This is a genomic window from Paenibacillus sp. FSL R5-0749 (assembly GCF_038595085.1).
Lineage (GTDB): Bacteria > Bacillota > Bacilli > Paenibacillales > Paenibacillaceae > Paenibacillus.
Map to the genome: position 1 here is coordinate 2,956,075 of NZ_CP152005.1, position 25,094 is coordinate 2,981,168.

Genomic DNA, 25,094 nt, shown 5'->3' on the forward strand with positions numbered 1-25,094 from the left:
ATAGGAGGGTTCTTGCGGATGGATAACCAAGTCAAGCAAGCGTATGAAGCAGCCAAGGCATTGTATGCTCAGCACGGAATTGATACAGAAGAGGTGCTGAACAGACTCGCGGAGATCAAAGTATCCGTACACTGTTGGCAAGGCGATGATGTTAAAGGTTTTCTGAATAAAGATGGCGAGTTAACAGGGGGTATTTCCGTTACAGGTCAATACCCGGGGGCTGCGAGCACACCAGCAGAACTTCGTAACGATCTGGAGCAAGCTTTTGCTCTGATTCCTGGTAAACATAAGGTCAATCTGCATGCGATATACACGGACACAGACGAGCAGGTTGAACTGGATCAGATTGAGCCAAAGCATTATGAGAACTGGGTGAAATGGGCCAAAGAACAAGGACTCGGCCTGGACTTCAACCCAACATGTTTTTCTCATGAAAAATCAAGTGACGGGTTTACACTCAGTCATCCAGACCCTGAGATTCGCAAGTTCTGGATTGATCACTGCAAGGCATCCCGCCGGATTGGTGCTTACTTCGGGGAACAGCTCGGTCAGACATGTGTAACCAATGTGTGGGTACCGGACGGGTTCAAGGATAATCCGGTTGACCGGTTGACTCCACGCAAACGTCTCAAAGAATCACTGGATGAAGTATTCGGCGAGCGCCTTAACCCAGAGCACAACCTGGATGCGGTAGAGAGTAAGCTGTTTGGTCTGGGTTCGGAAGCCTATGTGGTGGGTTCTCATGAATTTTATATGGGTTACGGTTTGCAAAATGATACGTTGATCTGTCTTGATGCGGGTCATTTCCATCCAACAGAGGTTATTTCCAATAAACTGTCGTCCTTGTCATTGTTTACAAGTGGCATTCTGCTGCACGTAAGCCGCCCGATGCGCTGGGACAGTGATCACGTGGTAATCATGGACGATGAGTTGCTGGAAATTGCCCGTGAACTGGTTCGACATGATCTGCTTGCGACCACACATATTGGACTGGATTTCTTCGATGCAAGCATTAACCGTGTAGCTGCATGGGTTGTGGGTACTCGCAACACAATCAAAGCCCTTCTTCGTGCGATGCTGGAACCGGTGGATGCCTTGAAACAAGCCGAACTTGATGGAGATTACACCCTGCGTCTCGCGTTAACGGAAGAGTTCAAATCCTATCCGTTTGGCGCAATCTGGGACTACTATTGTGCTAGGCAGGGAGTGCCTGTTCGTGAAAAGTGGATCACCGATATCAAAACCTATGAACAAGACGTATTGCTACAGCGTGATAAATCGTTGGTGTAAGTCTAACCACTGCGGAATGAAAGTTCCGTGGTGGTTTTTTTCTTTTTTGACATTAATCACAAGGAAATGCATAAGTGAGGAGATTGCTTCCATACTAGGAATATAGATCCGTATCGCATACGTTTGCCACGCAGAGGAGGAGTAATAGCGTTGAATCTAGCCCACAACAAACTGTATATCGCTGCACTTGGCGGCGTGAATGAAATAGGAAAGAATATGTATTTGATCCAGTACAATCAGGACATCATCGTGATTGACTGTGGTTCGAAGTTTCCCGATGAGACATTGCCTGGGATTGATCTGATCATTCCGGATGTTGCGTATCTGCTGGAGAATCTGGATAAAGTAAGGGGTCTTGTGGTTACCCACGGACATGAAGATCACATCGGTGGCATTCCCTATTTGTTAAAACAAATGAACATCCCCGTGTATGCATCCAGGCTCACTCGAGGGTTGATCGAGCTTAAACTGAAAGAGCATGGACTTCTGCGCAAGGCGGACCTGCATACGATCGATGCTCACTCCAGCATTACGCTGGGAGGAATCGAGGTTTCCTTTTTCGCAACCAGTCATAGTATACCGGATTGTCTTGGTATCTTCTTTAAGACCCCCGTGGGTAATGTCGTGCATACCGGAGATTTCAAATTTGATATGTCGCCTGTACATGGACCTTTCCCAGATCTGCACCGCATGGCCGAGATTGGCAAACAGGGTGTCCATATTTTGCTCTCCGAGAGTACCAATGCAGAAAGACCGGGATTTACACCTTCCGAGCGTGTAGTGGGAGACCACATTCTGGATGCCTTTATCCGTGCAAAACAAAAAGTATTTATCTCTACTTTTGCGTCAAATGTCAGCAGAGTACAGCAGATTGTAAATGCAGCATTCGAGACGGGACGCAAACTGGCACTGTTGGGCAGAAGTATGGTGAATGTGGTATCGGTGGCGAGTGAATTGGGGTATCTGCAAGTTCCTGACGGATTGTTGATTGAAGCCATCGACTCGGATCAGTTTCCACCTGAACAGGTTGTTGTCTTATGTACAGGTAGCCAGGGAGAAGCGATGGCAGCATTATCACGTCTGGCATCCGGTAAGCATCCACATGTAAGAATTAACGCTGGGGACACGGTCATTATTGCGGCCGGAGCCATCCCGGGCAATGAACGGAATCTTGCACATGTCATTGATAACCTGTATGTTCTCGGAGCACGTGTGATATATGGTTCAAGTGGTGCAGCAGGAATGCATGTATCGGGACACGGCAGTCAGGAAGAGCTCAAATTGATGTTGACCCTGATGAAACCGGATTATCTGATTCCGATCCACGGTGAGTTCCGTATGTTGTATCAGCACAGGCTGCTTGCCGAGTCTGTAGGTATAGAGCGTGATCATGTGTTTATCGTGAATAATGGGGATATGGTCCAGTACAAAGACGGCACTGCTTCTCTGGGTCCCAAAATTGCATCAGGAAACAGTCTCGTAGACGGTCTGATCATGGGTGATGTCGGCAATATTGTCCTGCGTGATCGCAGGCAACTGTCATCCGATGGTATGTTGGTGATTGTAACTACCTTAAGCAAAACGGAAAAGCAGATGGTCACGTCACCGGAAATTATCTCCAGAGGGTTCATATTCGTCAAGGACTCGGAAGAATTCATGCATGAAATTCATGAGCTGGTTCTAAACCGGATGGGTGAGCTGACCGCGTCTGGCGTGAATCAGTGGAATGTGATCAAAAGAAAGCTGAAAGACGAGATCGGTCACTATATTTACGCTCAAACCAAGAGAAGACCTATGATCTTGCCTATTATTATTGAAGTTTGAGATGTAGAATGTAGCGAGTATTCTTGTGTTAATGATCTGAGCAAACGTGCAGATGAAAGTTTAACAGCCTGATGAATGTGGGATCATACTTTCTGTATGAACGTCACAGTGATATCGGGCTTTTGCTATTACATAGGAAAGTATATTGGACACGATAAACGGAGGTGAATCTAATTCGCCATGGCTTTGCGATTCGAAGTATAATAAAAGGTAAACTAGTTAAAGAAACAAGAGGGGTCTTTATGAATAAAACGATTTCTGATATCGCTCAGATGGCAGGTGTGGCAAAAAGCACGATCTCTCGCTACCTGAATGGCGGATCGGTTAGTGAGGATACACGCCAGAAGATTGAGCGTATTATCAAACAATACAATTATGTTCCTAACACATTTGCACAGAGTCTGAAGGCGAAGAAGACCAGTATCATTGGTACGGTTGTGCCACGTCTCGATTCTTTTGCGACCTCCCAGACACTGATCGGAATTGATGAAGAGCTGCGAAGTAATCAATATCAGATGTTGATCGCAAATACGAGTCAGGACATGCAGCGTGAGATTGATGCCATTTATGATTTTGCACGACAGAAGGTGTCGGGTATTATTCTCTTGGCTGCTGAAGTGACCGAAGCACATCTGAAGGCTGTTGAGGATATACGGATTCCGGTGTTATTGGTGGGGCAGCAACATGAGCAACTGCACAGTCTGGTTCATAATGATGACCAGGCAGGTTATGAGATGGGCAGATATGTCGTCGAACAGGGTCACCGCAAGATCGTCTATATGGGGGTTAGCGAGAAGGATCGGGCGGTAGGGATCTATCGTAAACAAGGGTTCCAGCGAGCAATCGCCGAGTGTGGTGGAAGTGAAGTGAAGTATTATGAGACGAGCTTCAAGATGTCTGAAGCCATCGTGACCGCTGAAGCCATCCTGAAAGAAATCACACCAACAATCATTGTAGGGGCCACGGATAATATCGCACTGGGTGTGATGAAGATCGCGTTCTCCAATAAAATTCGCATACCGCAAGATTTGTCTGTTACCGGATTTGGCGGATATGAGATTACGGAGATGATCCATCCCATGCTGACGACTGTGAAATATGATTATTTGCGGGCAGGGAAAGTAGCGGCGAATCACATTATTCGTCTGGTCAAAGGCGAGTCGGTGGAGGCACGAACAACACTGGACGTAGAACTGATTCCTCGAGAAAGCGTTGACAAATTATAAAAACATCCTTTATGATAATTCCATCGAACCGGTTCCATAGTGGATATCCAATATGGATATGCGAACACGGGAAGGCATTAATGCCAAATGGAATTATTTTTTTGTATCCGTTGGAACCGGTTCCTATAATTTGATTTTCGTATAAGTTAAATAAGAAATAAACATGACGGAGAGGGCAGAAAAAATCTGAAGAAACGGAGTGCTCGCCTTTATCACCGGATTTCACCCTTTAGATAAGGGATCAGGAAATCTGGGGATAACAGCGATCGGAGGATTGTTCTGCCATCGTAGTCCCAGTGTGAAGTTTCTTGGTCTAACTTATATAAGCGAGAATGGAGAACAGCTATGAAAATGACTAGAGAGCAGCGCTATAGACGAATTGAACAAGCTGAGCCTGAAGAGATTGCGAAGCTTGAAGCACAGATATCCGAGTGTCCATGGAGACAGAGTTACCACATCCAGCCCATAACGGGTCTGCTTAATGACCCTAACGGCTTTGCATATTATCAAGGCTATTATCATCTCTTCTATCAGTGGTTTCCACTTGGAACAGAACACGGCATGAAATACTGGTATCATACCCGCTCGAAGAATTTGGTGAACTGGGAAAATGTCGGGATTGGAATCGAACCGGATAGCTGGTATGACTCACACGGAGCTTATTCCGGAAGTGCGATTGAAAAAGATCGCAAGCTGCACTTGCTGTACACGGGCAATACGAGGAATGAGGCTTGGGTCAGACATCCATATCAATGCTTGGCTGTCATGGATGAAAGCGGTTCAGTAACCAAACGGAATGATCCCATAATCTCGTCTGTTCCAGCCGGATACACGGAACACTTCAGAGATCCCAAGGTGTGGCAACAAGGAGGTACATATTATTGTGTCATTGGTGCGCAGAGAACAAACGAGACGGGATGTACGGTGCTGTATCGCTCAATTGATCTGAACAACTGGGAGTTTCTTGGTGAAATTCGCACGCAATTCACTTCCTTTGGTTACATGTGGGAGTGCCCGGATTATATGGAGATAGACGGGAAAGGCGTGCTTGTCTTTTCACCACAAGGCTTAGATGCTGCAGGAGATCATTATCAGAATATTTTTCAGTCCGGTTATCTGATCGGTGAGCCGCTCAATCTTCAGACGAGAGAGTTCAATCATGGTGAGTTTCAGGAGTTGGATCGTGGATTCGACTTCTATGCTCCACAAACCATGCAGGGCCCGGATGGAAGACGTATTCTGGTTGGTTGGATGGGGCTTCCTGATCTGGCATATCCGACAGATGATAACGGTTGGGCTCATTGCCTGACCATTCCTCGGCAGTTGACACTGCGAGGCGGGAAGTTAATTCAACAACCGGTTGTTGAGATGAACCAATTGCGTCAACAGGAGGAAGGCATGCATATTCGTGTAACGATTGACCATGAGAGTCGATCTTTCACTGGTTTGAATGGAATTTCCTATGAGCTGATATGTGAGATAAGCCAAGCAGATGCAGAGATGGTCGGCATCGAATTCCGTGCAAGTGGAACGGAGAAAACGGTTCTTCTGTATGATCGGATTCAGCAGAAAGTTATTCTGGATCGGACGATGTCTGGTGCCGAGCTGGCAGAGCAAAATGGCGCTGTACGGCGGTGCGCGCTTACTGCGGACGTAATTAAATTCCATCTGTTCGTAGACGCATCTTCAGTTGAGATCTTTGTGAACGACGGGGAAGAGGTCTTTACCAGCCGCATTTTCCCAAGTCGGGACAGCGTGGATATTCGTTTCTTTGCACACGGAGGCAAAGCTGATTTCGAAGCAACACAATGGATTTATTAAGTATTACGTGAGAGGAATGAGATAACATGTCGGAGAATCAACGGATTGCCCAGGAAGTCATTCATGCCATCGGGGGCAAAGAGAATATCGCATCATTTGCACACTGTGCAACACGTCTTCGCATCATGGTGAAGGATAAAGAGAAGATTGATCAGAAAACGGTCGAGAACATCGAAAAGGTGAAAGGGGCTTTTTTCAACTCGGGTCAATATCAGATTATCTTTGGTACGGGAACGGTGAATCGAATCTTTGAAGAGGTTGAGAAGCTGGGAATCGAAGGATCGTCTAAGGATGATGTGAAGAGTCAGGGAAAAAAGGAAGGAAACGCTTTTCAACGGGCAATCCGCACTTTTGGTGACGTATTTGTACCCATCATCCCCGTACTGGTAGCTACAGGGTTGTTCATGGGCTTGCGCGGATTACTTACCCAGAATGAAATTTTGGCATTGTTTGGTGCAACACCTGATGATATCTCTTCCAATTTCCTGTTGTTTACTCAGATTCTGACGGATACGGCATTTGCATTTCTGCCTGCACTTGTAGCGTGGTCTGCATTCCGCGTATTCGGCGGAAGTCCGGTACTTGGTATCGTACTGGGGCTAATGCTGGTTAATCCGGCATTACCCAATGCTTACGCGGTGGCGGATGGATCAGCCCAGCCGCTGCATATGTTCGGTTTTATCCCTGTCGTGGGTTATCAGGGGTCGGTCCTGCCTGCGTTCTTCGTAGGTTTGATTGGAGCCAAGTTCGAGAAGGTACTAAGAAGACGGGTGCCTGAGGCACTGGACTTGATTCTGACTCCTTTTATAACGTTAACGGTTATGATTACACTTGGACTGTTCGCGATTGGTCCCGTGTTCCATTCCCTGGAAGAGTGGGTACTGCATGGAACAACGGCTGTATTGGATCTTCCGTTTGGCATCGCAGGTATTATCATTGGATTCTTCCATCAGATTATTGTTGTTACCGGTGTGCATCACATCTTTAACTTCCTGGAGATTCAGCTATTGGAGAAAACAGGATTCAATCCGTTCAACGCGATTATCACCTGTGCCATGGCTGCACAAGGAGCCGCTTGTCTTGCGGTTGGTCTGAAAACCAAAAATATGAAACTCAAAGCACTCGCATTACCTTCGTCATTGTCTGCTTTTCTGGGCATTACCGAGCCTGCCATCTTCGGTGTTAACCTGCGTTATATGAAACCATTTATTATGGGGCTGGTTGGTGGTGGTGTGGGTGGTTTCATCGCTTCCCTGTTCCATCTGCAAGGTACAGGCATGGCAGTAACGGTTATCCCTGGAACATTGCTCTATCTCAACAGCCAACTGCCGTTGTACATCTTGTCCAACGTGGTTGCCATGGCGATTGCTTTTGCACTTACCTGGTTCTTCGGATATAAGGATCAACCGATTGCAGAGGAACCGGTGAGCCATGACCACAGTGGAGTAACATCAGTTGACGTTCATGCAGCGGATTCTAATCCGCGCACCAATTCAGTTACCGATGCTGTTATAAGCAATCGTCCTAAGGTAGAATTGCTCGAAATCGCTTCGCCGATGAATGGTACTGTCGTTGATTTGGAGCAGGTACCTGATCCGGCTTTCTCGGAAAAACATATGGGTGAGGGCATTGCCATTGAACCATCAGAAGGTAAAGTGTATGCACCGTTTGATGGTGTCATTGCACATGTCATGAACAAAAGTAAACATGCGGTGATTCTGGAACATGAGACAGGTGTACAGCTGCTGGTTCATATCGGAATTAATACGGTTGGACTCAAAGGAAATGGTTTTACCGCGCATGTGAATAGCGGAGATCGTGTAACTGCAGGGCAATTATTGATCGAATTCGACATGGATGTCATTCAGGCTGCGGGTCTGCCGTTGATAACACCTGTGCTGATTCCAAGCGGGAATGAAGCGATAGCAACGGTTACAGGAACCTCAACCGGTCCTGTACATGCCAATGGGGATGCAATGCTTGTGGTGAGATTCAATGAACCTCAATAAGTGAACGTATGAAATTATTTTCGCTAAATTTCTATGCAATTTTTATAACAAAACAGAAACGTTCTGTCCGAGCCCATTGCTCTGGACAGAACGTTTTGTAATTCCGATGGGAACTAAGAATTTAGAAACCCTTAAAACCGTTATGAAGCTACGCCAACAACACTGGTTCCATTTTTTGTGATTTTATACGTCAGCACATCGCCGTTCCAGAAGTGGAACTTGAGGGTGACTTCGCCATCATTGGTTTCATTAAAGAAGTTAGGTTTTAGCTCGATCACCTGACGATCGTAATCTGGGCTGAACGTGTAAGAGAACTCTTTGAACGAAGTCCAGTTCTGTGGACCGGCGTTCTCCCCGTTGGCATATGTCGCTTCCATCGTTGCCAGTTGGTTGCCGTTAAACGTAGTTGGAATGGCAAATGCACTGGTTGTACCAGTCGTATCGTTTAACGTAGGTGTGTCATATTTAATGATATTAAAATTCCAGTCCGCACCTTGGTTGAATCCTGCTGTGAGTGTGGCATTTACGCCCAAATCACCAGAGGCTGTCAATGTGGTTAACAGATTGGATTTTAACGTAAGCACATCTTTTTTGATCGTATAGTCTTTACCTCTGACAAGAGGAGTAGTTCCATTCTTCAACGAATTAAATTTGTTGCCATTCAGATTGAGTTTTACTTTTTTATCTTGAATGCTTTCATTTTGTTTAAGGTACACGAGGTCCGTTTCAGCTGTGGATGAGCGACCTGTCCAGCTTGCTTTCATCGTATCAAACAGTTCCTGATCAGACCAAGTAAAGCTTGTGCGTCCGAAGTGTTGTCCGTTATCCCACAACATCGTTGTCATCTGTTTTTGACGCAGATATTGCCCAACAAATTCGAAGAATTTCAGCTTTTCGCCTTGTTCAATGACACCTGTATGCTGGTCAAAACCAAGCAAGCCATACTCACCGACGATAACCGGAATGCCTTTGGCTGTAAAAGCATTGTATACCCGATCGAAGGTATCGGTAATGTCTTTCTGGACTTCCTCGTTATACTTGGTGTAACCTGCAATATTCACACTGAATGGCCAGAACCCGTAATAGTGAACGGTTGCAATAATGTTGGGGTCACTCAATTTTTGAATGGTCTTATTCAGTTCATCCAGATCAGGTTGAGCGGAAGAAGTATGCATCGTTGGAAGCACAAGTGGACGTGTATCGTTGTTTCCTCCCGAAGTTCTTACAATCTTATGAAAAGAAGTATTCAACTCGTCCAGCATGCGATATCCAATAGCCGCATCTGTTGTACCTCCTTCGGAGAAGCGGGGTTCGTTAACACTTTCGAACATGAGTTTGTCGGATGCATCTTTGAACTTGTCAGCGATCTGAGTCCAAGCAGCATTGTAACGGGCAAGTACGTTGTCATGGTCTTTCTCCATGTAACTGATCCAGCGCCAGGAGTCATGGTGAAGATTGATCATGACGTAGAGATCGGCATCGAGGGCCCAGTTCACTACTTCTTGAACCCGATTCATGTAAGCGGAATCAATTGTATAGTCGGGTGCGTCACCGATGTGAGCTTCCCAGGTCACAGGAATACGGATACTGTTGTAGCCCTCAGCTGCGATCGATTGAATTAGTTCCTTCGTAATGCGCGGATTGCCCCAGGCTGTCTCATCCTCACCAACGGCATCCAGAGAGTTACCCAGATTCCAGCCAGGCTCCATGGCGTTCACGTATGCCTGCATTTTGCTTGGCGCGGTTGAGGTACTGGCCTGTTCACTGTTGTCTGTTGCAGCGGAAGCGACAGCCGAAGAGAACAGAGACAGAATCATGGCAGTTACAAGTGTAAGAGAGAGGACCGATTTACGATTTTTTTTCATCAACATAATCTCCTTCAGTTAGAATGGTTGAACTTGAATAGAAGTTAAGCAACTGTGAAAATGGAGCTCAACTCAAACCAAATCATGACTTGTTCAAAAATGGGATCACCACCGAATTATGTATTGAAAGCGTTTTCGGAATTTAATATATCATGATTATATATAGGGGGATACCCGCATAATTGCAATAAAACTCATGTGATAATTAGTGATCTGGTTTAGCTAGTAGATTGTGTGAAGATAATGATTTTATTTGGAATTGAGATGATATAATTGATTTTAACAATAATTAGATTCATATACTCTTGGAGGAATGTAAAATGAAGCTGGATGCACATCAACATTTCTGGGAATACAGTATTGCCGAGTATGGATGGATTGGGGAAGAGATGAAAGCCATTCGTCAGTCTTTTCTCCCACATGATCTGGAACCTATATTAACACAATCGGGGATGGACGGATGCATTGCAGTGCAAGCGAGACAATCACTGACAGAAACTGAGTGGCTTCTGCAACTGGCAGACCAATACGAGTTTATCAAAGGTGTGGTCGGATGGGTGGATCTTTGTTCGGATGATGTTCGAAATCAGCTTGAACTGCTCGCGTCCAATCCGGTTCTGAAGGGTGTGCGTCATGTCATACAGGATGAGCCTGATCTTCAGTATGTTTTGAGAGAAGATTTTCAGCGCGGGATTTCATTGCTTAAAGAGTATGATTTGGCCTATGATCTGTTGGTATCCAAGGAGCAACTGCCTTATGCCGTTGACCTGGTTAAGGCGTTTCCTGAACAGCGATTTGTACTTGATCATCTAGCCAAACCCGACATAAAATCAGGAATACTCTCACCATGGCAAGAAGCACTGGAGTCATTGGCTGCCCAACCAAACACATATTGTAAACTTTCAGGAATAGTGACTGAAGCAGATTGGGCAAGTTGGACTCCGAGTGACTTTACATCCTATCTGAATATCGCCATAGAAGCCTTTGGTGCGGAACGGTTAATGTTTGGGTCCGATTGGCCAGTGAGTAACCTTGCGGCTTCGTATTCTGAAGTATACGGTCTCATTAAGACCCACATTCAATCCCTATCAGAGTCTGAGCAACAGATGATTCTTGGTGGGACATGTGCTGCCTTTTATCAAATATCATAATGGGCATTTCTTCGTTAAACCGGTTTCGGGAAGTTGACAACGGTTCTGATTCTTGCTAAAGTTTTATCCAATCCGCATAATTGATCTGGGAATGTTACCGATATGGGCATAACCTGAGCTGGCTTGTTTACACGTAATCGTGTAACCAGGCTGGTTCGGGTTTTTTCTATTTAAGCTGAACAACCGATTTTACACGAGACGACTACGCGGCCAGAACAATCTTCCAATCGCTGTTATCCCCAGATTTTTTCTGTCCTCTCCGTTTATGTGTAATTGTGTAGTTCAACTTAAATATTTTGTCTTTTTAATATTCTAATGATTTGAGCGGATAGCTGAATTACATATTTGGAAGGAGAAATGATGATGACGAATTTTGAGTTTCCTAAAGATTTTCTATGGGGTGGAGCCATTGCTGCCAATCAGGCGGAGGGCGCGTATCTGGAAAATGGCAAAGGACTGAGCATCGTTGATTTGCTGCCAACAGGAGAGAGCCGCAGAAGCATTATGAAAGGTCATGTTCCAGCTTTTACGCCGCTCGCTACCGAATTCTATCCTTCACATGAAGCAATCGATTTTTATCACCGTTACCCTGAAGATATTGCTCTGTTTGCCGAAATGGGATTCAAGGCACTGCGTGTCTCCATTGCCTGGGCACGGATTTTCCCAACAGGAGAAGATGCACAGCCAAATGAAGCAGGATTGCAATTTTACGATAACCTGTTCGATGAATTGTTGAAGCATGGTATTGAACCTGTCGTTACATTAGCTCACTTCGATGTGCCTGTGCACCTGATAGAGAAGTATGGTAGCTGGAGAAGTCGTGAACTGGTAACCTTATTCGAGAAGTACGCTAAAACAGTATTCACACGGTACCAAGACAAGGTGAAATACTGGATGACATTTAATGAGATCAACATGCTGCTTCATCTTCCATTCCTTGGCGCGGGGCTGGCGTTCAATGAAGGCGATAATATCAAGGAAATTCAATATCAGGCTGCTCACCATCAACTGGTTGCAAGTGCACTGGCAGTCAAAGCATGTCATGAGATTATCCCTGGTGCCATGATTGGCTGTATGCTAGCGGCAGGAAGCTTCTATCCGTATACCTGTAATCCGGAAGATGTGTTCCAAGGTATGGAAAAAGATAGAGAATCCTATTTCTTCATTGATGTGCAATCACGTGGGGAATATCCGGGTTACGCCAAACGTTTCTTCAAGGATCACGGGTTGAACATTGTTATGCAGCCGGGTGATGCGGAAATCTTGAAGAATCATACCGTAGATTATATCGGATTCAGCTACTATTCAAGTCGTACTACGAGTACCGATCCTGAAGTTGTCAAAAATATGACCAGTGGCAATGTATTTGGCTCGGTAGCCAATCCATATCTGGCGAAGTCCGAATGGGGATGGACGATTGATCCAAAAGGATTCCGTATTACTGCCAATCAGCTTCATGACCGTTATCAGAAACCGTTGTTTGTCGTTGAAAATGGATTTGGTGCCAATGACGTGGTTACACCTGAAGGTGAAGTGGATGATGCATACCGGATTGATTACTTGAAACGCCATGTAGCTGAAATGGGTGAGGCCATTCAGGATGGGGTCAACATCATCGGTTACACCAGCTGGGGACCTATTGATATTGTAAGTGCATCCTCAGGAGAGATGAGAAAACGTTATGGCTACATTTACGTGGACCGTGATAATGAAGGTCAAGGAGAGCTAACACGACTGAAGAAGAAGAGTTTTGACTGGTACAAAAATGTGATTGCATCTAACGGAACAAACCTAGGTGACGAGTAGTTTATACTTTTCTGAATTAAAATGGTCTTGAACGGCAATAAAACATCGGAAGTTTCATCTATATCAATTGAACTAAACATTTACACAAAACGGAGAGGACAGAAAAAAGCTGGAGAAGCGAAGCGTTCGCCTACAAGCTTTCTGCAAGAAAGCTACATCGGAAGCATACGCTATCACCGGATTTACCCTTTTAAAAAGGGAATCGAAAAATCTGGGGATAACAGCGATCGGAAGGTTGTTCTGTCATCGAAGTAGCTAGTGTGAATATTCTCTAGTTCAATTGATATAACCATGGAACTTCCGCTTGTTCCCGCATTGAAAGCGTTGACATATAGTCAGGTTCGCGCTATACTTGACGCAATTATATCGTTTCTGGGATTGTTACTACGCGAAGTAGGCAAAACCTAAGCACCAAAAAAGCAGACCACCATGTCTTGTTTATTTTGTGATGCTTCAGGTTTTTTTTGTATGCCCAAAAGACGATGTATAACTGCCAAGAGAGTGGAACGTGACGGGGGGATTGAAGTGAAAATAGCAAAGGTTATCAACAATAACGTCATTAGCATCTATCAGGCGGATGGAGCAGAGCTTGTGGTGATGGGACGTGGGATTGCCTTTAAGAAAAAGCCGGGGGATAAAGTAGACGAGACCCGCATCCAAAAAGTATTTGCATTGAAAAACAAACAGACATCCGATAATTTCAAAATGCTGCTGCGTGAAGTTCCGATGGAACTGATTGAAATTGTGGAAGAGATCATCACGTATGCGCGTGAGAATCTCGGCCGAAAGCTCAATGAGAACATCTATGTGTCCCTTACGGACCATATTAACTTCGCCATCGAACGTTATCGGGAAGGCGTGGAGATCAAGAACGCATTAATGTGGGAGATCAAGCAGTTGTACAAGCCTGAATTCGAGCTGGGTCTGAAGACACTGGAACAGATCAACACTCGCATGAATATTGAGCTTCCACCAGATGAAGCCGCGTTTATCGCCCTTCATATTGTCAACGCAGAGATGAACGAAGAAGTCATTACAACGATGAACATTACGAAGTTTATTCAGCAAATTATTAATATAGCGAAATATCATTTCAAAATGGAATTTGATGAGGATTCTCTCAGTTATTTTCGCTTCATTACACATTTGAAGTTTTTCTCTCAGCGAGTGCTCAGTGGTACGCATTACGACAACAACTATGATCATTTCTATGACATGATTAAGGAGAAGCATCCTGATGCCGCAGCGTGTGCGGAGAAGATTGAGTTGTTTGTCAAAAAAGAGTACAACCATGAGCTGACCAATGAAGAAAAGTTGTATCTGACAGTTCATATCGAACGAGTGGTTAATCGATAATATTTAAATGTTGACAAAAATGGTTTAATTATAATAATATGTGATTAACAGGAATTGAATACGATTTAACTGGGATTGTTACTGGTTATGCAGGCAAAACCTAAGTCATGAGAAGGTCAGGACCATTGTGTCAGTGTCCCCTTACTCAAGGCTTAGGTTTTTTGCGTGCAAAAAAATCGGTAAAGGGCCTGTTTGAGAAAAAGTGGGGGTGCAGATTATGAATCAAGAGAAACTGGCCAAAGAGATCGTAGAACTCGTCGGCGGTGAGAAAAATGTGGAGTCGCTTGTTCATTGTGCAACACGGTTACGGTTTGTATTGAAGGACGACGCCAAGGCAGACAAGGCCAAGCTGGAGAAAACAGAAGGTATCATCGCAGTCAAAGAAAATGGAGGACAGTTTCAGGTTGTTGTTGGTAACAAGGTGCCTGAAGTCTATAATGCCATTGGACAGATCAGCAACATTCTGGATGATTCGTCGAACAAAGAAAAACCGGGCAAAAAAGCCAAGGGGATTGGCGGTATCATTGATATCATTTCCAGCATCTTTGCTCCACTTCTGGGAGTTATGGCGGGAGCCGGTATTCTAAAAGGGTTATTGTTGATTGCAAGTAATATCGGATGGCTGGAAACGACAGAAACAACTTATACGATCCTGTATGCAGCAGCAGATAGTCTCTTCTACTTCCTGCCTCTGTTGTTAGCGGTTACAACAGCGCGTAAATTCCAGGGTAATATGTTTGTAGCGATGACGATTGCGGGAGCACTGATCTATCCATCCATCGTCACGTTGAAAGCAGAGGGAACACCAACGGATTTCTTCGGTATCCCTGTCATTCTGATGAACTATTCATCTACGGTTATTCCTATCATTTTAGCTGTCATTGTCATGAGCAAGTTGGAGAAGTTCTTTAATAAGACACTTCACGATAGTGTGAAAAACTTTGTTACACCGTTATTTTTGCTAGTGATTATGGTACCTCTGACACTGTTGGTATTCGGACCATTTGGTGTATACGTTGGTAATGCAATTGCAGCCGGACTCGTTGCTGCATTTGGATTCAGTCCATTGCTTGCGGGAGCCGTTATGGGTGCAAGCTGGCAGTTGCTCGTTATCTTCGGAATACACTGGGGTCTTATTCCGGTATTTATCAACAACGTTGCAGTGTATGGACAGGATGGCGTTAAACCGGCTGCGACAGCTTCGATCTTTGCTCAAACGGGCGCGGCTTTTGGGGTTATGCTGAAAACCAAGAACAAAAAACTGAAAACGCTGGCTGGATCATCCACATTGACCGCATTATTCGGTATCACTGAACCGGCTATCTATGGGGTAACATTACCACTGAAACGTCCGTTCATTGCTGGAGTAATCGGTGGTGCAGTTGGTGGAGCGATCATTGGTCAAGCGGGCACTTTGGCATTCGCGTCTGGTGCACCGGGATTGCTGACTTTGCCAATCTTCTACGGACCAGGTGGGCAAGGCTTCCCAGGATTGATTTTGGGTATCGTAGTATCCTTTGTCGTTTCAGCTGTACTGACGTACATCATGGGCTTCAAAGATCCGGTTGAAGAAGAAACAAAGTCCGATTCTACGTCATCTGCTCAGCAACCTGCCCGTACAATGAATGCTTCAGACGAAGAAGTATTTAGCCCAATTCAGGGCACGATTGTGGAATTGTCGGAAGTTCCAGATCCGGCATTTGCATCGGGAGCAATGGGTAAAGGGATTGCGATTGAGCCAGCTGTGGGCAGAGTGGTAGCGCCTTTTGACGGTACAGTTACCGTTGCATTCAAGAAAAAACATGCCTTGGCTGTAGTATCAGACACTGGTGCTGAAATATTGGTTCACGTTGGAGTTGATACTGTTAAATTGGATGGGCAGCATTTTGTCTCTCATATCAAAGAAGGGGACAGGGTCAAAGCGGGAGATCTGCTGCTAGAATTCGATATTGCGCAGATTAAAGCGGCTGGTTATCATACGGTGACACCTATTATCGTAACGAATTCCGCCAACTATGAGGAAGTCATTCCGCAGGCAACAGGTCAGGTTGATACCCGGGATCTTCTATTGAAGTTGAACAGTGGAAAGGGAGAGGAATAAAGTAGAATCAATATAAATTCAATGAATTAGAGTTTTGCTGGTTCCGTTGACATGGTGGAATTGGAAAATTATAATTAGAAATGTACTTCTATTACATGATAATGAAAGGTGGACTATTGAACATGACACATGCGATGAGACTGCGTTTCCTTCCTTTGAATCGGTAATTGAATACGTTCAAAGGCTCTGACGGTTCGTTCAGAGTAAACGGGATCAGTCTGTCATTTTCAATTTTCCTGACCTTATATACATGGTTTAACTTGTATTCCCGTTTACATTGGATCACAGGCCTTTGGCCTGTGATTTTTTGGTTTACTTATCACGAGTCTGAGCAGATACGATGCTCAATAGAGACGACAGGAGGTACACCGCTATGATGACATTACTGTTCTATTGATACGAGCTGGCGCGATAAGCTCGTATCGATAGAAGTGTGCTTCGCTATCGATACGAAATAAATCTTATTTCGGAGGTAGCGAATATGGAAAAGATATGTTTTGAATTAGTGCAGGTTGAGATGACCTTTATGGATAAAGCAGTTCTGAACATTGAGCGACTGGCCGTGCATCAACTGGATCGCATCGGTATAGTAGGTGGTAATGGTCAGGGTAAAAGTACATTGTTGAAACTCATGGCGGGACAGATCCAGCCGACAACCGGAAAGGTAAACCGTTACGCAGAGTTTGGTTATTTGGAACAAGTGGAACCTCCCCAACCTAACGAAAATCTGGAAGTTGACGCCGCTTTACTCAGCAAATTAGCGATTCCACAACATGATAAAACATGGAGTGGCGGTGAACAGACCCGTCTAAAACTGGCTCAGATGTTCACTCATTACCACGAAGTATTGTTGCTGGATGAACCCACAACCCATCTGGACCACGAGGGTATTACATTTTTGCTGGATGAATTGCGGTATTACTATGGGGCAATCGTGCTGATCAGTCATGACCGTGCGCTTCTGGATGAACTGGTGACCACCATCTGGGAAATTCATCAGGGAGAAGTCCACGTATATACCGGTAACTATAGTGATTATCAGGAACAGAAGAGGTTGGAGCGTGAACAGCAGAACCTGGCCCATGAACAATTCTCCAAAGAGAAAAGAAGATTGGAGCTGGCCGCCCAGGAAAAGATGAAGAAAGCCGAGAAAATAACGCAGGCTGGAAACATGTCCAAAAAAGAATCCAAGGCAAAAGCAAACCGCATGTTTGAGACCAAATCCAAAGGTACCAGTCAAAAAGCAGTGCATCGTGCTGCTAAAGCGATTGAACAACGCATGCAACAACTTCAAGAGGTGAATGCTGTGCAGGAGGATCGACCGATTATCTTCCGTCAGCCGAAGACATTGGAGTTACACAACCGATTTCCAATTATGGCAGCTCGCCTTACGCTTGAAGTGGGTGGAAACATATTATTGGAGGATGCAAGTTTTCAAATTCCGTTAAAACAAAAAATAGCGATAACCGGAACCAATGGCAGCGGGAAAAGCACATTGCTTAACCATGTTTTCCGTGCTGGAGATGGAATCACGATGTCTCCAAAAGCAAAGATCGGTTATTTTCAGCAAATGAGCTATCGTTTCACGATGAAAGATACTGTATTACAATTTCTGAAAAATCGTTCGGAATATGAGGAATCAGAGCTTAGAAGTGCGTTGCACGCGATGCAGTTTACAGGGAATGACTTGCTCAAGAATGTGGGAACATTAAGTGGAGGAGAAGCGATTCGTCTTCAATTATGTTATTTGTTTCTTGGGCAATATAACATTCTATTGTTGGATGAGCCGACGAATTTTCTTGATATGCATGCCTTGGAAGCGTTGGAGCGTTTTATCAAGGCGTATGAAGGAACGATTCTCTATGTATCTCATGACCAGAGGTTCGTTGAAAATACAGCGGATCAACAATTTCAGATTGCGGAGCGTCAATTAATTCGGGTGAATATATAAGTTGAACTAAAAATATTTACACTGGACACTTCCATGACAGAACAACCAACAAAAACAGCCAAAGAGATTTTGGCTGTTTTTGTTTTAGAATATGGATGCTCGTGATCCAATAGGATATGTAGATTCATTAAGAATCGATTTTTACAACCGTTGAATGCATGTTACCTGTAAGACGTTGAGGTGGAAATACCATGCGCACGGGTGCGATGATGATCGTGGCAAATACCGCTTTGATCAGATCACCAATAATGTAAGGATAGAATCCTTGAATCATGGCCTCGGGCAAGGACATTTTGTATGCATAAGCCAGCCAGGGAACGCCTGAGACATAATTTAATAGTGAACCAAATAATTCAATGATGATAAACGCAAAAATAAAACCTTTAAACCCTTGGATTCTCACTTTGGAGAGGAACAAACCGATCAGGAGTGCGGAAAAGGGCCAGATTACAACATATCCCCCGGTCGGACCTAAGAGAACAGCAAGACCACCAGTTCCATGTAGAAGTGGGAAGCCTAGTGCTGTCAGCACAACAACGAGAGCAATACTTAAGAACCCATACAACGGACCAAGTAACCCTCCGGCCAGCATAACAGCCAAGGTTTGTAATGTTATGGGTACTGGGGAAAAGCCAATAGGAATGCTTATGTAACCAAAAAGTACTAATATTGCGGCCATAAGGGCGCTGAATACAATGCCTCGCAAAGATAATTTCATGTTTGAACAATCCTCTCCATTTTGGTAATATGATTGTTAACCAATTATATAAATGTGGTTGACGATTAGGATCGTACCACATAAAAATAGAAAGGGAAAGGACTAATTTACGATGCAAGGCAACCTGCCCATAATTACATTAGAAGATATCCGAGTGCATTATGCTTCCGAGGATGGTCAAGTAAGGAAAGCGCTGGACGGTATCTCGCTTACGCTGCATCAAGGAGAATGGATTAGTATTGTAGGGGCGAATGGCAGTGGGAAAAGTACGCTCGCCGGGCTACTCATTGGATTCATTCCATTATCGGGAGGGGTACGGATTATCCCGGAGGCACTAACCGTCCGAGGTGTATTGCAGCAACCGGATACCCAGGTGTTGGGGGACACGATTGAAGAGGAATTCCATTATGCATTGTCTCCATTAATGATTACTGTAGAAGAACAATTGGAGCTCAGGCAGGACGTATTACATACCGTAGGACTTCAATATGCACCGGATATGGCCATCTCACAGTTATCGGGTGGACAGAAACAACTGCTCAACATTGCTGTAGCGCTCGTGTCCAGACCCGATGTATTGATTCTGGATGAACCAACAGCCATGCTTGATCCCGGAGCAAGAGACCGTATTGAGACCATAGCTCAGAAGATCACCCAGCGGGGGACAACGGTAATCTGGATTACGCATCATCTGGAAGAAGCGACCTTGTGTGATCGGATTATTGCTATGGACCGAGGGCGTTGTGTGTACGACGGAAAGCCCGAGTCCTTTTTCTATGAAAAAGAGATGACTGAGAAGGCTATTTTGAATAAAGAGCAGCTATCTCCCTGTGAAAGATTAGGGTTGGATCCTCCGTTCACTGTGAAGACTGCGTTATTGCTCAAGCACAAAAAAGGCATCAGGCCAGAAGCCATGCCACTGAGGCCCGAACAATTGGCTAAGGAGGTCGCACGTTGGAGATCGAATTAACCAATATACGTATAGAAGCATCGGAATCGAGCAAGCGTGCACTGCTTGAAGATATAAACATTCAGTTGAACAGTGGGGAAATCACGTTGCTGTTGGGCTGTACGGGTTCAGGAAAAACGACTTTACTACAGACGTTGGCTGGTCTGAGACCTCCCGATGCAGGCAGTATCACATTGGATGGTACACCTTTCTGGAAAGAAGGAAAAGTGCCGAAGTCCATTTTATTGCAAATGGGACTATTGTTTCAATTTCCGGAACAACAACTGTTTGCCAGAAGTATTCAGCGTGAATTCGCATATTCTCTGCGTTCCTATCGATATTCAGAGAAACAACAACAAGAGCAGATCACAAAAGCTCTGAATCAGTGGGATCCGCCGGTATCCCCGGAGTTGGAACGACGTTTTCATCTGGACAGGTCGCCATTTGCCCTAAGTGGGGGAGAGAAGCGCAGACTAGGTCTTGCTCTCGGAATGGTGACCAACCCACATTGGCTTCTGCTGGATGAGCCGAGCGCTGGTTTGGAAGCGCAAAGTGTCGTGCTTTTGCTGGATGCATTGGAGCAACATCGTCAGGCAGGTGGTGGGGGCGTGGTAGCAACACATGATTTGGATACATTCTTGCCTTGTGCGGATCGGGTATTTTTATTGCAGGAAGGCCGCCTAATCGCCGATCTTACGCCGCGAGAACTTCACGATAGGCCTGAATTGCTGGAGCAGACAGGGATCGGACTGCCACCTTCGATGCGACTAGCACAGCAGATGAGGGCTGCGGGTCTTGATCTGCCTTCTATCGCGATGACGCCAGAAGAGATGGCTGAAACTATTATTCAGTCTACGTTCGTTGAGGTGGGCGTTCAGAACGAAGGGAAAGTGGCATCCGGACCAGCGATTAACCTGGCAGAGAGAGAGACAATGGAGAACATGGAAGTGCACGATCCGAAGCTTCTTCCGAACACATGGACTCCTTCAGGCGGTTTATATGGTGTTATGGACCCGCGTTTGAAATGGATTTTATATATTTTGCTGGTCACCGCCGCGATGCTTCAACATCGATGGCTGGGATTGACATTAACACTGGTGCCGGTAGTGACAGCACTTGCCGGGCTCCCGCGTCAGACTTTGGCTGGATGTATGAAGTTAATGAAGCCACTGTTATTCTTTTTCATCATATCGACAGCGCTATCGGGGACAACCCTTTCAACAGAGGGAGGAGGTCTGCACTTTGGCTTTTCCCTGATGCAGGCAGAGGGCACTTTGCTGAATGTGTATCGTTTGTTTATCGTCACGTTGGCAAGTTTATGGTTTTCACTGACGACACCATATGGGCGAATGGTAGAAGGACTGAATTGGGTACTCGGTATCGGTAAAAAGATCAGACTGCCCGTAGCTTCGTTTGCTCTGGCTGTATCGTTAATCTTTCGATTTATCCCGATGATCTGGAGTGAATGGCAGCGATTCTCACTGATTGTACGGGCACGTGGAAAGGTCGCTTTAAGACCAAATACCGTACGGATTCGTGATTTGGGTCCGATGGTAATTCCCTTGTTAATGGCACTGTTCCAACGTGCAGAGGATATGACTATTGCGATGGAAATGCGTAAAATTAGAGAGCACTCAATGCTTGGAACGCGCTCTTCGTTATTGGTGTGGTCCAAGCGTGATACCTGGATTAGCATGGCAGGCCTCATTGGTTTTGTACTATTAGTATGGATTGGCCAATTGTGATGAATTAGAATTATAAACGCAGTGTTTTCCAAAGTTCATGCATAAGTACGGTCGACCTTGCTCACAATAAGTGTGCGTGAATCATCTGGAAGTGGATCAGGAGGGATAAACGATGAAAGATAAGTTTTTGCGTGAAGAACGACAAGAATATACCGATGTGTCTACGGTGGAGTCGCAGCGAAACGATATCACACTCGAAGAATTCCCGGAGGGTCCTTACGGTTCATCTCTGTTATCCGAGTCTCTCGGGAAAAGTTCTCCGTGGCGGGTGGATCAGAGGTCTGCACATCGTTTTGATTATGAGAATCATGAGCTTCACGAGGGAGAAGTACGGGATTATCCGGGTCAGGATGTTTTTGACGAAACGGTTCCGGATAATGTGTCCAAACCTCAATACACGGAAGAATCGTAATGTGATATGGATATAAAATAGAGCGCAGCCTCCGACAGGTTTTATCTTGTTCGGGGGCTATTTCGTTTGTCCTCAATAAAAACAAATCTCCTCCAATTCCACATTATGGGTTATTATATTTGTAGCTCGGAGTAAAAATTTGGTTGAATAGGCGGAGGATTCGGAATGGGCGGTTATTGGAGTGTGCAGTAGAATTACCTCCAACTCATGGTGAGGCTAAGAATTTCACGGAAAACTTCTCTGATTTTTCTTTAACCAAAGGACGGATCATGTTTACCATTGTAAATATGGATGGTGAGAATGTCGTAGGTGTAAACCTGAACAGCATTGATGAGAGAAACGGTACCTTTAGCATTGGCATTCAAATTGACAGGGATCATCGAGGAAAAGGATACGGAACCAGAGCTGTTCGCATTTTGCTGAAGTATGCCTTCTTCGAGCGTAGGCTCAACAAATTCAATGACTCTGTACTCGAAGGAAATGAACCTTCTGCAGCCATGATGAGAAAACTTGGATGTATTCAGGAAGGTGTGCGTCGCCAGGTGATCTATACGGATGGAAAATACCAAGATCTAATTCTCTTTGGATTAACCAAAGACGAGTTTGTGGAAAAAGAGGGGCTTGTTTGATTGTTTGATTCCAGCATATATAAGATCACTAGGTGCTTAAAGTCTGCCAATGATCATTGAATAAATGGTATGTACATTACGCTAAAGGTGAGAGTATATTCTAATGATATCAAAATCTGAGGTGATCGTGTGGATAGAGCAATACCCGATCCGACATGGAAAAGGTTAGGTTTTGCTGAACAGCCTGATTTTCATACTTCTGGTCTGGGTGTGGGGATTGTAATTATCGATTCAATTAAACCGCATCATCTCGTACATCACTTAAATACACGAATTAAATGTGTTACCGTACATGAAAATATGACTGTCACTATGCGAGACATTTCATCTATGAACAGGGAGGAGGATAATCGGAAAGGCGAGCATGGCCTTATGAGTGTATTAGCTTTGGCTCATGAACCGATTCTATTAGAGGGACAGATTCATGTCGGGATTGCACCAGCAGCAACATTTATCGTTTTAGATCGGGCATTTACAACTGGAGAAGGAGAACGTCTGAAAAAAGGAATGGAATGGATTCTTGAACATGGGCTCGAATGGAATATAAAAATTATTTTAAGCACTGGTTGGCAGGCATTAGATAATGAAGTTTATCTTAAAAATACGAGTGAAAACTCAACGGTTAAAGCATTGGCGACAGCTGTGCAACAGGGCATTTTGGTTATTTGTTCGAATGGGAATACACGTTTAAATAACATCATGCCTCCAATACAGTATTTAGCAGTAGGGGGCTACGTGGATCGTGGAAAGGCTGATCGTTCATTACACGTTCCTTTCCCTGATGAACCTTATGGCAGAAATGGAGATGGTCATTTTAGACCAGATATATTAGCACCCAGACTAGACCTTACGATCCCCTTTTGTGAAATTGAAGAATCTACTCGGCGTGTATCTTTTTATGGGGGCACATCTGGAGCGGCTGCCCTTGTTGCTGGTGTTGCGGCTCATCTATTCTCCCGATTTCCGACTTTAAGTTCTGAGATGCTAAGACACTTATTAGTCGAGCATGGAGAACCACTGGAGGGTGATGATAACCTGGCTCCTCGAATTAACGTTGAGAATACAATTCGTTATATGGACAGGGCAGATAAGCCAAGGTACATAACAAAAACGCTACCCATGGTAAGTATAAAAAATCAAAATCCCTATAACACAATTCATTCAATGGATGATATCGAAAGAGCGCTCTCTTTAACAGTTTTAGTGGAGAGGGGAGGATTATCACGAGAAGAGTTGTGGAGCTTCACTAAGAATTCATCCGCTATTGTTCGTAAAATTGCAGTAGCGACCCTTGGTGAACCGATTAACGAATTAGAGCGAAAGTTGTATTGGTTGTCCTTAATGCATGAAACAGAAGGGGGAGTGCGTGGATGGTATATGCATGGATTATTGCAAAATGCTCCAAAGGAGGAAATACATAAATGGATAAATTGGTCAACAGATATTAACTGGTCGGTTCGATGGTGTGTTAGCGAATATTTGGCTCAATATCCAGAGTGTTTTCCCCAACTGGAAAAAACCCAAGATCCTGACGCTATACATATCAAGGCATTGCCTTTAAGGCAATGGTTCACGACTCTATTTCTATAATGAAGTAACGTAAATCAGTATGTGGAGGGAACCTTATGAAACAAACCATTTCAAGTGATGAATTAATCATTGATTGCAAGGATATTTATTTGCGCGAGTATCGACTTGAGGACTTAGAGAAACTGCAAGAAATTACGTGGCAACCTGAGGTGTATGAATTGTTACCGGGATGGAACGCTACAATGGAAGAGAGAACCCTGTGGCTCACCGAATATGAAATTCCTGAGAATCAGCGTTTTAAACAAGCAGTGATGGCGGGAGGCAATATCGGAGAGTTATATTTACGTATGGCTATCGTACTGAAAGAGAATGATGAGTTCATAGGATGGTGCTGCTCAGGGACCAAGGACGAACTGCCAGCACCCAATCGGGAGATTATGTACGGTATTTCGAAACACTTCAGGAATCGTGGCTATACAACGCAGGCAGTAAAAGGGATGACACAGTATTTGTTTGAACATACCAACGTTGAAATATTAAATGCCATCGCTTTGATTACCAATCAAGCATCCAATAAGGTGATACAGAAATGTAATTTTGAACGGTTAAATTTGATCGAGATCGAGAATGAACCTTATCACCATTATCAACTGTGTAAGCATGAAGGTCATTTTTGATAGAACATAGTCCCATGTAGAATCGTTATAAAAT

General features: G+C 44.6%; 18 protein-coding genes. 16 read left to right on the forward strand and 2 right to left on the reverse strand.

The window, feature by feature from the left end; translation table 11 throughout:
- Positions 1 to 18: 18 nt before the first annotated feature.
- The 5 genes from rhaA to MKY85_RS13260 all read left to right on the forward strand — a co-directional run bounded on the left by rhaA (position 19) and on the right by MKY85_RS13260 (position 8,170).
- Positions 19 to 1,290: an L-rhamnose isomerase gene (gene rhaA / locus MKY85_RS13240; protein ID WP_342572831.1), complete on the forward strand. Its 1,272-nt coding sequence runs from the start codon at positions 19 to 21 to the stop codon at positions 1,288 to 1,290.
- A gap of 150 nt (positions 1,291 to 1,440) precedes the next feature.
- Positions 1,441 to 3,114 (forward strand): ribonuclease J, encoded by a 1,674-nt coding sequence (locus tag MKY85_RS13245; RefSeq protein WP_342572833.1) that lies wholly within the window; start codon positions 1,441 to 1,443, stop codon positions 3,112 to 3,114.
- A 242-nt stretch (positions 3,115 to 3,356) separates the two neighbouring features.
- Positions 3,357 to 4,340, forward strand: a complete 984-nt coding sequence (locus tag MKY85_RS13250) for a LacI family DNA-binding transcriptional regulator (protein WP_342572835.1) — start codon at positions 3,357 to 3,359, stop codon at positions 4,338 to 4,340.
- A gap of 345 nt (positions 4,341 to 4,685) precedes the next feature.
- Positions 4,686 to 6,161 (forward strand): sucrose-6-phosphate hydrolase, encoded by a 1,476-nt coding sequence (locus MKY85_RS13255; RefSeq protein ID WP_342572837.1) that lies wholly within the window; start codon positions 4,686 to 4,688, stop codon positions 6,159 to 6,161.
- A 26-nt stretch (positions 6,162 to 6,187) separates the two neighbouring features.
- Positions 6,188 to 8,170, forward strand: coding sequence for a sucrose-specific PTS transporter subunit IIBC (locus MKY85_RS13260; RefSeq protein ID WP_342572838.1), 1,983 nt, complete (start codon positions 6,188 to 6,190; stop codon positions 8,168 to 8,170).
- Positions 8,171 to 8,310: 140 nt separating this feature from the next.
- Here MKY85_RS13260 and MKY85_RS13265 read toward each other — a convergent pair whose 3' ends face one another.
- On the reverse strand, positions 8,311 to 10,038 hold the full coding sequence (locus MKY85_RS13265; protein ID WP_342573356.1) for a cellulase family glycosylhydrolase: 1,728 nt from the start codon (positions 10,036 to 10,038) through the stop codon (positions 8,311 to 8,313).
- Between the two features lie 317 nt (positions 10,039 to 10,355).
- On the opposite strand from MKY85_RS13265, the gene MKY85_RS13270 reads away from it, so the two are divergent.
- The 5 genes from MKY85_RS13270 (at position 10,356) to MKY85_RS13290 (ending at position 18,400) form a co-directional block, all read left to right on the forward strand.
- Positions 10,356 to 11,186 (forward strand): amidohydrolase family protein, encoded by an 831-nt coding sequence (locus MKY85_RS13270; protein WP_342572840.1) that lies wholly within the window; start codon positions 10,356 to 10,358, stop codon positions 11,184 to 11,186.
- Positions 11,187 to 11,549: 363 nt separating this feature from the next.
- Positions 11,550 to 12,992, forward strand: coding sequence for a 6-phospho-beta-glucosidase (locus MKY85_RS13275; RefSeq protein WP_342573357.1), 1,443 nt, complete (start codon positions 11,550 to 11,552; stop codon positions 12,990 to 12,992).
- A 525-nt stretch (positions 12,993 to 13,517) separates the two neighbouring features.
- A complete protein-coding gene (locus tag MKY85_RS13280) occupies positions 13,518 to 14,348 on the forward strand; it encodes a PRD domain-containing protein (RefSeq protein ID WP_339242256.1) in 831 nt (276 codons plus the stop codon).
- A 217-nt stretch (positions 14,349 to 14,565) separates the two neighbouring features.
- Entirely contained in the window at positions 14,566 to 16,449 is a 1,884-nt protein-coding gene (locus MKY85_RS13285) for a beta-glucoside-specific PTS transporter subunit IIABC (protein ID WP_342572844.1), read from the forward strand.
- Positions 16,450 to 16,930: 481 nt separating this feature from the next.
- On the forward strand, positions 16,931 to 18,400 hold the full coding sequence (locus tag MKY85_RS13290; RefSeq protein ID WP_342572846.1) for an Msr family ABC-F type ribosomal protection protein: 1,470 nt from the start codon (positions 16,931 to 16,933) through the stop codon (positions 18,398 to 18,400).
- Positions 18,401 to 18,527: 127 nt separating this feature from the next.
- On the opposite strand, the gene MKY85_RS13295 is transcribed toward MKY85_RS13290, so the two are convergent.
- The gene (locus MKY85_RS13295) at positions 18,528 to 19,118 is read right to left on the reverse strand and encodes a biotin transporter BioY (RefSeq protein WP_339242262.1); all 591 of its coding nucleotides are present in this window, start codon (positions 19,116 to 19,118) and stop codon (positions 18,528 to 18,530) included.
- Positions 19,119 to 19,230: 112 nt separating this feature from the next.
- Between MKY85_RS13295 and MKY85_RS13300 the strand changes: the two genes are divergently transcribed.
- From MKY85_RS13300 to MKY85_RS13325, 6 genes are all read left to right on the forward strand, one after another.
- The gene (locus tag MKY85_RS13300) at positions 19,231 to 20,088 is read left to right on the forward strand and encodes an ATP-binding cassette domain-containing protein (RefSeq protein ID WP_339242264.1); all 858 of its coding nucleotides are present in this window, start codon (positions 19,231 to 19,233) and stop codon (positions 20,086 to 20,088) included.
- The gene (locus tag MKY85_RS13305) at positions 20,073 to 21,812 is read left to right on the forward strand and encodes an ATP-binding cassette domain-containing protein (RefSeq protein WP_342572849.1); all 1,740 of its coding nucleotides are present in this window, start codon (positions 20,073 to 20,075) and stop codon (positions 21,810 to 21,812) included. The genes MKY85_RS13300 and MKY85_RS13305 overlap by 16 nt, the downstream gene beginning before the upstream one ends.
- Positions 21,813 to 21,924: 112 nt before the next feature.
- Complete coding sequence (locus MKY85_RS13310) at positions 21,925 to 22,224, forward strand: hypothetical protein (protein ID WP_017688728.1); 300 nt, start codon at positions 21,925 to 21,927, stop codon at positions 22,222 to 22,224.
- A gap of 176 nt (positions 22,225 to 22,400) precedes the next feature.
- Entirely contained in the window at positions 22,401 to 22,853 is a 453-nt protein-coding gene (locus tag MKY85_RS13315) for a GNAT family protein (protein WP_342573358.1), read from the forward strand.
- 129 nt (positions 22,854 to 22,982) lie between these two features.
- Positions 22,983 to 24,443 (forward strand): S8 family serine peptidase, encoded by a 1,461-nt coding sequence (locus tag MKY85_RS13320; RefSeq protein ID WP_342572851.1) that lies wholly within the window; start codon positions 22,983 to 22,985, stop codon positions 24,441 to 24,443.
- Positions 24,444 to 24,478: 35 nt separating this feature from the next.
- Positions 24,479 to 25,060 (forward strand): GNAT family N-acetyltransferase, encoded by a 582-nt coding sequence (locus MKY85_RS13325; RefSeq protein ID WP_342572852.1) that lies wholly within the window; start codon positions 24,479 to 24,481, stop codon positions 25,058 to 25,060.
- Positions 25,061 to 25,094 lie beyond the last annotated feature (34 nt).

Coding starts and splice junctions, on each gene's coding strand:
- rhaA (WP_342572831.1), top strand. CDS start 19: ATGGATAACCAAGTCAAGCAAGCGTATGAAGCAGCCAAGGCATTGTAT.
- MKY85_RS13250 (WP_342572835.1), top strand. CDS start 3,357: ATGAATAAAACGATTTCTGATATCGCTCAGATGGCAGGTGTGGCAAAA.
- MKY85_RS13255 (WP_342572837.1), top strand. CDS start 4,686: ATGAAAATGACTAGAGAGCAGCGCTATAGACGAATTGAACAAGCTGAG.
- MKY85_RS13260 (WP_342572838.1), top strand. CDS start 6,188: ATGTCGGAGAATCAACGGATTGCCCAGGAAGTCATTCATGCCATCGGG.
- MKY85_RS13270 (WP_342572840.1), top strand. CDS start 10,356: ATGAAGCTGGATGCACATCAACATTTCTGGGAATACAGTATTGCCGAG.
- MKY85_RS13275 (WP_342573357.1), top strand. CDS start 11,550: ATGACGAATTTTGAGTTTCCTAAAGATTTTCTATGGGGTGGAGCCATT.
- MKY85_RS13285 (WP_342572844.1), top strand. CDS start 14,566: ATGAATCAAGAGAAACTGGCCAAAGAGATCGTAGAACTCGTCGGCGGT.
- MKY85_RS13290 (WP_342572846.1), top strand. CDS start 16,931: ATGGAAAAGATATGTTTTGAATTAGTGCAGGTTGAGATGACCTTTATG.
- MKY85_RS13295 (WP_339242262.1), bottom strand. CDS start 19,118: ATGAAATTATCTTTGCGAGGCATTGTATTCAGCGCCCTTATGGCCGCA.
- MKY85_RS13300 (WP_339242264.1), top strand. CDS start 19,231: ATGCAAGGCAACCTGCCCATAATTACATTAGAAGATATCCGAGTGCAT.
- MKY85_RS13310 (WP_017688728.1), top strand. CDS start 21,925: ATGAAAGATAAGTTTTTGCGTGAAGAACGACAAGAATATACCGATGTG.
- MKY85_RS13325 (WP_342572852.1), top strand. CDS start 24,479: ATGAAACAAACCATTTCAAGTGATGAATTAATCATTGATTGCAAGGAT.